The organism is Xanthomonas sp. WHRI 7945 (assembly GCF_035026585.1).
The window spans coordinates 58,852-72,145 of record NZ_JAYIQP010000001.1; the positions used below are offsets into that span (position 1 = coordinate 58,852).

4 protein-coding genes are annotated in these 13,294 nt (G+C 61.8%); all 4 read right to left on the reverse strand.

Going from position 1 to position 13,294, the window contains the following annotated elements; all coding sequences use genetic code 11:
* Positions 1–26: 26 nt before the first annotated feature.
* A complete protein-coding gene (locus VDQ83_RS00205) occupies positions 27–8,984 on the reverse strand; it encodes a putative Ig domain-containing protein (protein WP_455433431.1) in 8,958 nt (2,985 codons plus the stop codon).
* 44 nt (positions 8,985–9,028) lie between these two features.
* Positions 9,029–9,613 (reverse strand): hypothetical protein, encoded by a 585-nt coding sequence (locus tag VDQ83_RS00210; protein WP_455433432.1) that lies wholly within the window; start codon positions 9,611–9,613, stop codon positions 9,029–9,031.
* 68 nt (positions 9,614–9,681) lie between these two features.
* Positions 9,682–11,100 carry an HlyD family type I secretion periplasmic adaptor subunit gene (locus VDQ83_RS00215; RefSeq protein WP_455433433.1) on the reverse strand — a complete coding sequence of 473 codons (1,419 nt, stop codon included), beginning with the start codon at positions 11,098–11,100 and terminating at the stop codon, positions 9,682–9,684.
* Entirely contained in the window at positions 11,097–13,265 is a 2,169-nt protein-coding gene (locus VDQ83_RS00220) for a type I secretion system permease/ATPase (RefSeq protein WP_455433434.1), read from the reverse strand. The genes VDQ83_RS00215 and VDQ83_RS00220 overlap by 4 nt, the downstream gene beginning before the upstream one ends.
* Positions 13,266–13,294 lie beyond the last annotated feature (29 nt).

A 13,294-nucleotide genomic window follows, 5' to 3' on the forward strand; every position in this document is an offset into this window, starting at 1 on the left:
TCGCCACTGCCCTCCGCCTCTCGATCTTACAGTGCCATCTGTCGCAAGCGCAGACCGGGGCTGGTGTGCGACATCCGCCAGGTCGGCATCCTGCTGGAGATACCAGGTTCGTCAAACCCGATGTCGCTGGACGTCGACAGCACGCTTTGGCCGGCGAAGCTGGCCAAGCTATCGACAAGCTGGCGCAATTCAGCATGGGGTTGCTGGACCGCACCAGCCGGGACCAGAGGTGAAATCGGCGGCTCCGACTTGCCGCCCCCTAACTCTGAAACGCCACCACTGGCCGGCGGCGACAGAACGATCCCGTGCTGTGGACTTGCCACCGGTGCCGTGCCCACTTCAATCGTCGCCGGCGCGCGGAGGATCGGTGCGCCGATGGCGAAGGCTTCGATGGCTTGTGCCAAGTTGTTCGCCTCGTCCTCGCTCAAGCTAAACGTCGGCGCCGCCGCCAGCGGGGCTGCAGATGCGCTGCGGCTGGCTGAACCCAGCGGCGTCAGTTGGCCGGCGATGGTCGCGGCCGAAATAGCAAAGCCCCCATCGCCAGGCTGCACGTAAGCGATCGCACGTTCGCCGCCGAGGAAGTGGCCAAGCACACGCATCTGCTGCCCTGCATCACCATCCACGCGCACGATCAGATCGTCGCCGTCGCGGTGGTAGGTCAGGCGGGCGCGATCGATGCCATCGAAGTACAGCCAGTCGGTGCCGCCGCCGGTGTTGTCGATGGTGTCCACGCCGGAGCCGGCGGCATAGAAATAAGTGTCGTTGCCCGTGCCGCCGAACAACGTGTCGGCACCGTCCTCGCCCACCAGTTGGTCATCGCCGGCGCCGCCAATCAGGATGTCGTTGCCCGATCCGCTGAAACTGCCGTTGCCGCCAGACAGATAGTCGTCGCCGTCGCCTCCGTCGAGCTTGTCGTCGGCTCCCATGCCGAACAGCGTATCGGCCCCGCCCAGGCCCTTGATCAGGTCACGGCCGCTGGTGCCGACGATCTGCTCGCCGGTGGCGGTACCGGTCTTCTGCGACGGGTAGTCCGCATCGTTGCCAGTCCCTGGCGTACCGCCGCCGTTGTCGCCCCCACCGCCATTGTTAGTGACCAGTGCATTGATCGCCGCCGTGTTCAAGGCCGAGCCACTGGCCGGCTGCAGGTAGTCCAGGGCCATGTCGCCGCCGAGGAAGTGGTCGGTGACCGTGACGCGCTGGCTGGCGTTGCCGTTGACGGTGATGACCAGATCGTCGCCGTCGCGGACTAGGGCCAGCTGCGACGTTGTGATGCCGTTCTGGAAGATCAGCCAGTCCGTGCCGCCGCCGGTGTTGTGGATGACGTCGATGCCCCCTCCGTAGACATACTGGTCGTCTCCCGCCCCACCGATCAGCGTGTTGCTACCGTCTTCACCGCGCAACGTATCGTTGCCGATTCCACCCTCGAGCACGTCATCGCCCGATCCGCTGCCATTGCCGTTGCCGCCGGCCAGGTAGTCATTGCCGTCTCCGCCGCGCAGGGTGTCGTTGCCGCCCATGCCAAACAGAGTGTCGGCGCCGCCCAGGCCTTCGATCAGGTCCTTGCCGGCGCTGCCGACAAGCTGTTCGCCGGTGACGGTGCCGGTCAGCGTCTGGTCGAAGCTGGTCCCTGGATTGCTGCCGCCGCTGATGATGGCGGCGATCTGCGCGGCGCTGTAGCGATTGTCGCTGGCCTGGACGTAGTCGATCGCAGCGTTGCCGCCCAGGAAATGGCCAGTAATCCGAGCCGCGGGGATGACCGCTCCGTCGATGGTGACGAGCAGGTCGTCGCCATCGCGAGCGAAACCGAGCCGGCCGATCGCAACTGCGTTGGTCAGCAGGGTATCCGTGCCGCCGCCGGTGTTGTCGATCCGATCGCTGCCGGTCGTGGCGTCGATGACATATGTGTCGTCACCCTCGCCGCCCACCAGTAAGTCGTCGCCATTGCCACCCCACAGCGCGTCGTTGCCGGCCATGCCACGCAGCTGATCGTTGCCATCCAGGCCGAGCAGCGAGTTGGCAATCGCGTTGCCCTCGACGAGATTGTCCAGAGCGTTGCCATTGCCTTGATTGGCGTTTCCTGTCAGGCGCAGATTCTCGACATTGTCAGCCAGGATGTACTGGCTGCCGAAGCCGCGCACCACCGTGTCGATGCCCTCGCCCGCCTGCTCAATAATCTGGTCGGAATCAGTGTCCAAGTAATAGATGTCGTTGCCAGCGTAGCCATACAAGATATCGGCGCCGCCACCGCCATCCAGTGCATTGTCCCAGGCATTTCCATGCAGTTGGTTGGACAATGCGTTGCCTGTCAAGTCCAGGCCTGATCCGTCGCCGAGATGACCTATCTCCACATTGCCTGACAAGGTCCACGTCACATAGGACATGGCCTCATCGGCACCGCCGGCGGCGGCTTCGATGACGACATCGCCTGCATCGTCGATAACGTAGTAATCGTCACCGAGGCCACCGGTCATCTTGTCGGCGCCGGCCCCACCATCGAGATAATTGTCGGCAGAGTTTCCGATCAGCTCCTGGGACCCGTCGCCGCTAGTCGCTGATTGCGCCTCGCTCCCTTCTATCAGGACGACCCGCTCGATACCTGCCACAGCCGTGTAACTGGATTGCCCGCTCTCGACGGTATCGAACCCCTCGTCGGCCAATTCCACCACAGTGACGAAGGCATCTTTGCTGAGGACATAGGTATCATCGCCCGCCCCCCCATACAGCACATCGCTGCCGCCATTCCCTTCCAGGCGATCATTGCCTCCCAAACCATGCAATTCCTCGGACCGAGTGCTGCCGACAATCAAATCGTCTCCCTGGGTGCCGGTCAGGACGAGCACCGCGCTAAAACTCAGGTACCGGGAAGCGGTCTGCCCAAAACGGTCCGCAGCCGTAATGGTAAAGCTCACGTATTCAGCGCTCTGCGGTGGAGTACCAGAAATGGTTCCAGTTTGCGAATTTATGCTCATCCATTCGGGACCTGAGAGGGAATAGGTCAACGTATCGCCAGGATCGTCGACGAAGGCCCCTTCGGGAAGCATGATCTCGAACGGCTCGCCGATCCGGACGGTCGACGGCAGTGCGAACAAGGTTGCTACAGGTGCATTGTTGGTAACCCGCAGCTGGTCGAGGTCGCCGCGGCGGATCGTGCCATCGGCGAATTCGAACTCTTCGATAGCTCGCATCAAGGTGAATTGGCCGGGCGAATCCTCGCGCCAGTAGTTCTCGACGATAAGGCGGTCGTTTGTGCCACTACCAACTTGGACGATCAGGCTGGTTCCTTCCCTCGACCAAGTCACGTCATCCGGATCGATACCCACGCCAAAGATGACCCGATCGGTATCTCGGGCACTGTTGATGGACCGAATGTGATCTGTACCGTCACCGATGTCGTAGAAGAACCGGTCACTACCGCTGCGCCCTCCGGAGTAGGCAGCTCCACCAGTACCAATCAGTATATCGTCGCCCTTGCCACCGTAGATATCAGCACCATAGACCGATGCATAGATGGTGTCGTTCCCATCCCCACCATACAGCAGGTCCACGCCATTGATGCTACTTTCCTCGCTGTCACCTGTATTCTTGTAGTAACCCTTAATAATATCGTTGCCCGCGCCACCACGGATCTCGTTAGAGTACATGTTGCCCATCAGGACATTGTCGCCCGCATCGCCCTGTAGATTGCCTCGCAGCCATACGGCGCCATTGAGACCGCTAGTGCCGACGTTGTACAAGGTCAGGTTCTCGACATTGCCGTAGTCTGAAACCGAAATCCACATCCAGACATCGGTGAGTTCGTCCCAGCCTGCAATCACCACCGTATCGTTGCCTCCGCCGGCCGACTCGATCACGATGTCCTTGCGCGTCACCAGGTAGGTATCGTTGCCACCCAGACCGGATAGCTGGTTGACACCGGAGACGAGATGGCCTTCCAGTACGTTGGCGTCCGAGTTCCCCGTGGCCGACACGGCGGTTCCTGTTAGCCGGATGTTCTCCAACTCCAGCCGGGTTTCGATCGAAAAGTCCAGGCTCGCCTCGACGGTGTCGATCGAGTCGTAGTCTGTCTGCTGCTCGACGATGATGTCGTCCGCACTGTCAACCACATAGGTATCCTTGCTGGAACTTCCCATCAAGGTGTCCTTGCCGCCTTTTCCGTCCAGCCGGAAGCTTAAGTCCGGCATGTGAAACGCACTGGAGGTCTTGATGATCTGGATGACATTGTCGAGCTCGTTGCCATTCAATTGGCTTGGCGAATTCGGATACCAGAAGTTGGCAGGTGTATAGACCAGATTCTCGACATTCGCACCAAGCGTGGAATTGTAGAAGTTGGTATAGAGCGTATCGATACCACCGCCAGCCTCTTCCTCGATATTGCTGCTCTGCGTGGTCGGCGGAGATACAGACGAGGTGAAATTGTGGTTGAGGTAATAGGCGTCATTGCCGTTGCCGCCGATATAGCGATCGACATAATTTCCCCTAAACCCCATGTAGAGACGATCGTCGCCGTCACCACCGCGAACGATGTCATTGCCTTCGTCTCCGTACAGGACGTCGTTGCCCGAGCCACCGTCGAGCACATCATCACCCTCGCCGCCGTAGATGCTGTCGTTCCCGTCCATCCCGGAAAGGGTGTCGTTGCCCCCTAGTCCGTTGATGACGTCCGGCGCAAAAGTTCCGATATAAGTGTCGTTTCCCGAAGTCCCCGTCCACGATCGCTGCTGGAAGTCGGCAGCCGAGAGCTCGGTTCCTTCCGCGAAGCGGACGCGATGGCCGCCATTGGCGAGGAAGCCCTCCAACACGACCATGTTGTCCGCGGTTGTACCCGGACTGCCGGCGCTTCCGGAGATGAAGATCATCAGGTCGTTGCCGTCGACCTGATAGTTCATCACCATGTTCTGGCTGATGCCGACCAGATTGATGGTGTCGCTACCGGCGTTGGCGGCATCCAGCTTGCCGATCACATCGTAACCTGAGCCCCAGGCGATGTTGTAGGTATCGTCGCCGGCACCGCCGTCGATGACATCCGAACCGTTCCCTCCCCCGTTGTGGACGAGATTGATGACATCGTTTCCGGCGCCGCCATAGACAAAGTCGTTGCCCTGCCCATCCGATAGGGTATCGTTGCCCTGGCCACCGTCGATCAAGTCGTTTCCGCCCTGGCCGTCGATCGTGTCGTCGCCGCCCAAGCCGTACAGGCGATCGTCGCCTTCCGTGCCCTGCAGGTTTTCTCCAGCGCCGCTGCCGCCGGTGACGGCACCGTAGTAGACGCCTGAGTCGATCAATTCACGACTGATCCAGGAACCGTCGCCCAGTTGGATCCATGCGGCGGTGCCAGTGGCGAAATAGCCTGCCAAGCGCAGGCTGCTGCCGTCGGCCATGGCCAAGACCAAGTCGCTCTGGTCGCGGGTGAAGGCAACCTCCTCCGCCGCGATTCCCTGCTGCAGATAGATCTGGTCCTGGCTACCGCTGGCAAGTTCGACAACATCCTGACCGAATTGACGGTCGAAGTAGTAGCGATTCAGCCCTGCTCCACCGATAAGGGTGTCATTGCCCGTACCACCGATCAGATAGTCGTCGCCATCTTCGCCATACAGTGTGTCGTTGCCTGCACTGCCATGGAGCGTATCGCTGCCGGCACCGCCGTAAACCTGATCGTCGCCCTCGGCGGCGGTGACGATATCATTTCCGTCTTCGGCATGGATGATGTCGTTCCCGGCCCCTGCGTAGATGCTGTCATTGCCGACACCGGCATAGACGGTATCGTCGCCGTCGTCAGCATCAATGGTGTCGTCGCCAGCGCCGCCATAGATCGTGTCGTTGCCAGCCTCACCATCAAGAATGTCGTTGCCTTCACCACCATCAAGAACATCCTTGCCGTCCCCGCCTGCGAGCGTATCCACGCCAGCGCCGCCACTGAGGCGGTCATCGCCAACACCACCGTACAGCCTGTCGTCGTCGCCGCCTCCACTGAGAGTGTCGTCGCCGGCCTCTCCGTAGAGAACGTCCTTGCCGGCACCGCCATCGAGCAAATCGTCACCGTCCCCACCCTGCAATTCATCATCCCCCGTCCCACCGGACAACTGGTCGTTTCCGCCGTTGCCGATCAGCAGGTCGTTTCCGGCGCCCCCGTCCAGATAGTCGTTGCCGTGATAGGCGGCGGCCAGCGTTCCGTCGGAAGCCACGTCACCAACGATCTGGTCATCCCCATCGTCGCCGTACAGCGCATCGTCCCCGCCCCCGCCATCGATGATGTCGTTGTCGGCGCCGCCGCGGATCAGGTCACGTCCATGCACAGATCCGTCGATGTCCCGAGCATCGCCGGTCAGGGTATCGGAGCCGGCACCGCCCTCGATCATGTCATCGCCTCCGCCACCGCTGACGAAGTCATTGCCTGCCCCGGCATCGATGCTGTCGTTGCCGTGACGCGTGCCGGCCTGGCTATTGTCTCCCCAGATGTTGTCGTTGCCTATGCCGCCGATGATGACATCGTCACCGTCATCGCCCGTCAGAATGTCGTCGCCAGCGCCACCATCGATGTAGTCGCTGTCGGCATCGTCGCTGTCGGCAGCACCTGCCATGCCTCGGCCCCAAATCCGGTCATTGTCGTCGCCTCCGGACAGTACGTCGTTGCCACCATTGCCGCTAATGCTGTCATTGCCGGCGCCGCCGTCTATCACGTCGTTGCCGTTGTGATGCGCCTGGTCGGACGAACGCCACCCTATAGAGTTCCCGGCGCCTGCGGCATCCGGATAGTCGCCGCTGATGGTGTCGTCATCGGCCTCGCCGAAGATTACGTCATTGTCGTAGCCACCCGTCAGGCGGTCGTTTCCGCTTCCTCCGCGAATGATGTCATTACCGTCGCCGGCCACCACCGTGTCGTTGCCGCCGCCGGCATCGATCATGTCGTTTCCGCTCGGTGTAGCGTTCGGATCCAGTTCGGTCCAGCCAGGCGCATAGATCAAATCCGCGATGTACCAGGCCTTGCCATGATCGAGGACCGCGGCACCCAGCTCGTTCACACGTTCGTAGAACTCGTCTTGTTCGCTCTTGCCGGTATCGGGATCAGGCGTCGTGTCAAGCTCGCTGAAGCTCGCCCGCTCGTATCCATCGTAGATGTAGTCGTTGCCTTCGCCACCGATCAGTACGTCATTACCCGTGCCGCCGAGAATCAAGTCATTACCGGCACCACCATCGAGGTGGTCGTCTCCTGCACCGCCTTCAAGGCCATCATTGCCGCCCAATGCTTTGATAGTGTCGGCGCCAACGTTGTTGCCATTGCTACCGAAAAGATCATCCTCACCGGTCAGTTGTGAGCCATCAACGACGGGGACTTGACCGCCCAGGCTCAAACTCAGATCGCCCTGGGCCCAGTCCTGAATCCGGATGCTGCCATGCGTTGCAATCACGTCGATGACCAAGGTGCCGCGGCCGTTGCCACTGTCCAGAAAGGTCAACTGGAGCTTGCCTGTGCTGTCCAGCCAGGCGACTTCCGAAGTCCGTTGCCCAACCGTGATGACGCTACCATCAAACCAGACATGTCCGCTGCCGTCCGAATCGGCGATGCGATCCAGGGTAATTTCCGTTGTATCGCCACTCCAGAAACGATAGTTGTCGTCGCCAAGCCCACCTGCCAGGAAGTCGTTTCCTGCGCCACCCTCTAGGTCATCGCTACCGTCCAGACCATAAAGGTAGTCATCGCCCCCCCCTCCTCTAAGCGTGTCGCTCTCTTTCCCACCGATCACAAGCTCGTTGCTGCCGTCGCCATCGTAGGAAAGGCCGCTATCGCCATTCTGGATTACCAGCTTTCCCATTCCACTAAGCAAGGGAGAGGTGCTGCCGCCATCCTTGAGGAAATCCCACAACGCTCTGGAAAGGCGGTTCTTGCCTCGCCCATCTCCATTTTGGGAAAAGCGCGACATATCTAGCGAGATTCCACCACTGACGTTCTCCAACAAGCCGGCGCTGACCGCGTCTTTCTGAAAGAAATAGTATTCGGCAAGTGCGTCGATGATGCCCTTGTTGAGAGTCGTCTCGGATGCGGTTCCCGCGGTGCCGATGCGCTGCAGGTCCTGGCCAATCGCATCCAGCCGCGCCAACGAACTGCCAGCCTCCAGATCAGCCAAGTGACGGATCATGAGTTGCGCCATTAATTTTGGCGGTTCCTCGTCCGGACTGCCTCCATAGAGCGAAGGATCGATGAACTCCGCGAGCGCAAAGCGCTGCTGGCTCATTCCCAGTCGGAAGTCTTCGGAATACATCGCCGCCTGCAACAACGTCATCGAATGGAGTTCAGCACGAGGACTCAGGCTCGTGAGAAAGCTTGTTCCGTCGAGAATTGAAGGTGTGCCGATGCTTATTGCCGGCATCGCATTCCCTTCGATGACTGTTGTGGGAAATCGAATCAATTCGAGGATCTCGCCCTCAAGGAAGTAGCTGGTTACCTGCGACTCCCGCACGGCGAATTCGGCCGCCATAGACTGCGCATAAGTATCGAACTCGGCATTAAAGTAGCCCGCAATCGCGAGTTGCGCATGAAGATTTAAAACTTCTACCGGGTCGACCGCGGTGGCCTGGAAAGGCGCAGCATCGAACGTCGTGGATGGCAAGTCAAAGAAGACACTCATCATAGATGCCAGACCGCCGCCGAGCGAATGACCCGTGAAGCTGATCTGTGCTCCTGGGTTCTGCGCCATGACCTTCATTACCAGGACCATCGCCTGCAATACTTGCGGCGAACTTGCACCAAGGCCGATCGGTATGTTTGCCACGCCAAAATCTTCGATCAGGGCCTCATTGGAACCCGCGAACGAAATCACGACCTCGTTGCCACGCTTATAGAAACCAGCAGAAAACCCAGTGATCAAGTCGTCGTCGTGCCATGACCCTGGTTCCTCCGTCCATCCCCGCGATAAGGAGATTCGATTCGCGATTGGGCGATCATAGACCCGGCTTGCCAGGAGTGCGTAGTCAAGTTTGTCTGCCATATCCAGTCCTTAAGGTGGTTGTCACTTCCAAGTGGGATGATGCACTAGCAATATTTTTTATTGGTCTTCATGATTTCCTTGAACCAATCAGAGTCCCTTCGCCTCCGTTCCGCCTTATCCGCTTCGCGGACTAAAGCGGGCTCTCCGGTATGGCGGACGTTGGCAAGCAGATTCGCGAGTTGGCCGATGCGCCCTGGATCCAGTGGAATTATTCTCCATTCACCGCCATCGGTCGATACATACTCGACATAGGGGGGCTGCGGCTTTCCCATTTTGTACCAAGTGCCACAGTACGCGTATGTGGCCACCACGGTCCAAGTCGATGTCGCCGCGTCGTAGTCCAGCACAATTGGAACCAAGTTTGACCGCCACGTCGGCGGAGCCTTGGCGCCCGATATGCCCGATATGCCCGATAGACGCAGCGTCTCCTCGCTTGGCTCCCAGCCCGTCGGCCCGCTAAGTTCGCGTTGAATGTGACCCTTGGCTGTTCGATCAATGGTGATCAGCTGCCCATCGGCCAGGCGAACCTCCTCCTTCCACGCGAGGCTCACCCGACCGCAACCTGCCAGCATCGCGAGAAGGATGCAGAAAAGAGCCAGACGAATGACACGCATGCTTGAATTTTTCATGAGCCCTCCCCATTGCTTCGTAAATCAGAATTTCGATTTTTAACCAAATGACTAGCTTGTGGTTTCGCTCATCGCTCTCGCAAGGCTTCCCCGCCATGTTGCCGCAGCGGACTCAATAGGTAGTCGATCACCCGCCGCTTCCCGGTCTTGATCTCTGCGCTCAACGTCATGCCGGCGCTCATGCTCACCACCACGCCGTCGATGTCCAGCTTGCTGCCGTCCAGACGGATCCGCGCTGGAAACACCAGCCCCAGCTTCTCGTCCTGCGCCGCATCGTGCGACACGCTCACTACCTTTCCGGTCAGGTAGCCATAGCGCGTATACGGGAAACTCTCGATCTTCACCGTCACCGGCTGTCCCGGCCGCACGAAGCCGATGTCCTTGTTGAGCACCGTCGCCTCGACCTCCAGCGCCTCCTGCGGCACGACCGCCAGCAGCTCCTGCGCCGGCGTGACCACCCCGCCGACGGTATGCACCGCCAATTGCTGCACGGTGCCGTCCACCGGTGCGCGCAGCGTCATCAGGCCATCGCGCCGCCCTGCCTTGGCCAGCTCCGGCGTGCCCTGCGCCACCTTCTGCTCTGCCTCGCGCAACTGGTCCAGCGTCTGCTGCCGGAAGTCGGCCACCAGCACGCGCAGTTCCTCCTCCGCCGCGCTCAGCGCCGAACCGATCTCCTGCATCCGGTTGCGCTGCGTGGCCAGGTCGCGCTCGGCGGCGATGCGCTCCTGCTCGCGCAACAAGTAGTCGTGGCGGCCGACGTACTTGCCCTCGACCAGGCGGCCGTAGTCCTCGGCACGCGCCTTGGAGATGCGCGCCGATTCGGCCATCGGCTCGATCGCATCGCGCGTGGTCCGCAGTTCGGCCCGTCGCTGCGCGATGGCCGCCTGCAGGTTGTGGCGCTTGGCCTGCAATGCCTCGAACTGGCTGCTGGCCAAGGCCTGCTCGGCGGCGAAGCGCCCGGCCGGCACGTCCGGCGCCGGGGCCAGGTGCGGGCTTGTGCCGCTGTCGATGGCCGTGGCCAGGGCGGTCAGGCGCAACGAAGCCAGGCGCGCCTCGGTCAACGTCTCGCCGACCTGGGCGAGCTCGGCGCCCGTGGTCGTGGCATCCAGTTCGATCAGCGCTTCGCCGGCCTTCACCTGCTGGCCATCGCGCACCAGGATGCGTCGCACCACGGCTGTCTCGGCTGGCTGGATGACCTTGGTGCGCGAATCGACCACGGTCCTGCCGGGCGCCACCGCGACGATGTCCAGCTTGCCCAGGCACGCCCACAGCAGGGCGACGCAGAAGAACGCGACGATGATCCGCATCGTCCAGCGCAGCGTGGGGGAGACCGGCGTTTCGATCAGTTCCAGGTGGGCCGGCAGGAACGCGCGTTCGTCGTCGCTGCGCTCGGGCGAGTCCAGCTCGCGACGCACGGCCCAGGCCGAGCGAAGCACGTCCCAGTAGCGCTGGGCGAACGCACCAAACCCCTCGACGACGTGCTTCATGCCACCCCCGCCTGCAACCGGTGCAGCCGCGCGTAATGCCCGTCCGGGCGGTCGACCAGTTCGGCATGGGTGCCGGTCTCGACGATCTGCCCCTTCTCCACCACCACGATCCGGTTGGCGCGCCGCACCGTCGATAGCCGATGGGCGATGATCAACACGGTGCGGCCCTTGCAGATGGAGTGCATGTTGGCCATCACCGCATGCTCGGACTCGTAGTCCAGCGCACTGGTGGCCTCGTCGAGGATCAGGATGCGCGGATCGGTGATCAGCGCCCGGGCGATGGCAATGCGCTGGCGCTGGCCGCCGGACAGGCCGGTGCCGTGTTCGCCCACCGAGGTGTCGTAGCCTTCGGACAATTCGGTGATGAAGTCGTGCGCGCCCGCCAGCTTCGCGGCGTGGATGACCCGCTCCAGCGGCATCCCGGGATCGGCCAGCGCGATGTTCTCGCGGATGCTGCGGTTGAACAGGAAGTTCTCCTGCAGCACGACGCCGAGCTGGCGGCGCAGCCAGGCCGGATCGGCCAGGGCCAAGTCATGGCCGTCGATCAGCACGCGGCCGCGCTCGGGGGTGTAGAGCCGCTGCACCAGCTTGGTCAACGTGCTCTTGCCCGAGCCGGAGCGCCCGACGATCCCGATCACCTCACCGGGCTTGATGTCCAGCTCGACCCCGGCCAGAACCTCCGGTGCCTCCGGACGGTAGCGGAAGTGCACGCGTTCGAAGCTGACCCGGCCCTGGATGGGCGGCAGCGCCATCTTGCTGCCGGGCAGCTCGGTCCGGGTGTTGAGGATGTCGCCCAGCCGCTCGACCGAAATGCCAACCTGCTGGAAGTCCTGCCACAGCTGCGCCAGGCGGATGATCGGGGCCGAGACCTGTCCGGAGAGCATGTTGAAGGCGATCAGCTGGCCCAGCGAAAGCTTTCCGTCGATCACCAGTTTTGCGCCAAAGAACAGGATCGCCACGCCCACCAGCTTCTGCACCAGTTGCACGCTTTGCTGGCCGATGGTCGCCACGCGGGTCACGCCGAAGCCGGCGCTGACATAGCCGGCCAACTGGTTGTCCCAGGTGCGGGTGGCGCGCGGGTCCACCGCCATCGCCTTGACCGTGCCGATGCCGCTGACGGTCTCGACCAGAAACGACTGGTTGTCGGCACCGCGCGCGAACTTGTCCTGCAGGCGCTTGCGCAGCACCGGCGTGATCGCGCCGGAAATCAGCGCGTACACCGGCAACGAAATCACCACCACCAAGGTCAGCCAACCGCTGTACCAGAACATCACCGCCAGGAAGACCACGGTGAACAGCAGGTCCAGTACCGAGGTCAATGCCTGCCCGGTCAGGAAACTGCGGATGTTCTCCAGCTCGCGCACGCGGGCGATGGTGTCGCCGACGCGGCGCGATTCGAAGTAGGCCAGCGGCAGTGCCAGCACGTGGCGGAACAGCCGCGCGCCCAGCTCCACGTCGATCTTGCTGCTGGTATGGGCGAACACGTAGGTACGCAGCCCGGTCAACACCACCTCGAACACCGCCATGCAGACCAGGCCGATGGCGATCACGTCCAGCGTGGTGAGGCCGTTGTGCACCAGCACCTTGTCCATCACCACCTGGAAGAACAGGGGCGTGACCAGCGCGAACAGCTGGATGAAGAGCGAGACGACGAACACTTCCAGCAGCATCCGCCGGTACTTGACGATCGCCGGAATGAACCAGGTGAAGTCGAACTTGGCCAGCTGGCCCAGCACCGACGCGCGCGAAGCGACCTGCAGCAGGCGCCCGCCATACCGCCGTTCCAACTCCTCCACCGCGATCTGGCGCGGACGTCGCTCGGCGAGATCGTGGATCAGCGCCTGGTCGCCTTGAATGCGGGCAATCAGAAAGGCCTCGCCCGCCGTTCCCCAGGCCAGCGCCGGAAAGTTCGCCATGGACAGGCGAGCGGCCGGGACCTTGGCGACCTTGGCCTTCAGCCCAAGCTTGCGCGCAGCCAACAGCAGAGTGACCTCGTCGAAGGCCTCCCCGCTCCTGCCGAACTCATGTGCAAGCTGGGACGCATCGGCCGCGATTCCGTGGAACTGCGCCAACAGCACCAGGCCACGCAATGCAAGATCCGGCGGCGGATCTGCCGCAGGCACTTCTTCCCCAACGAGCGCTAACGCGACTCCCCCCTGTTGCATAACGTCCCTGCTATGCGGCCCTCAATGGC

Bases quoted from the DNA above. Each gene is read 5' to 3' on its own strand.
- VDQ83_RS00205 (WP_455433431.1), bottom strand. From the start codon at position 8,984: ATGGCAGACAAACTTGACTACGCACTCCTGGCAAGCCGGGTCTATGAT.
- VDQ83_RS00210 (WP_455433432.1), bottom strand. From the start codon at position 9,613: ATGAAAAATTCAAGCATGCGTGTCATTCGTCTGGCTCTTTTCTGCATC.
- VDQ83_RS00215 (WP_455433433.1), bottom strand. From the start codon at position 11,100: ATGAAGCACGTCGTCGAGGGGTTTGGTGCGTTCGCCCAGCGCTACTGG.
- VDQ83_RS00220 (WP_455433434.1), bottom strand. From the start codon at position 13,265: ATGCAACAGGGGGGAGTCGCGTTAGCGCTCGTTGGGGAAGAAGTGCCT.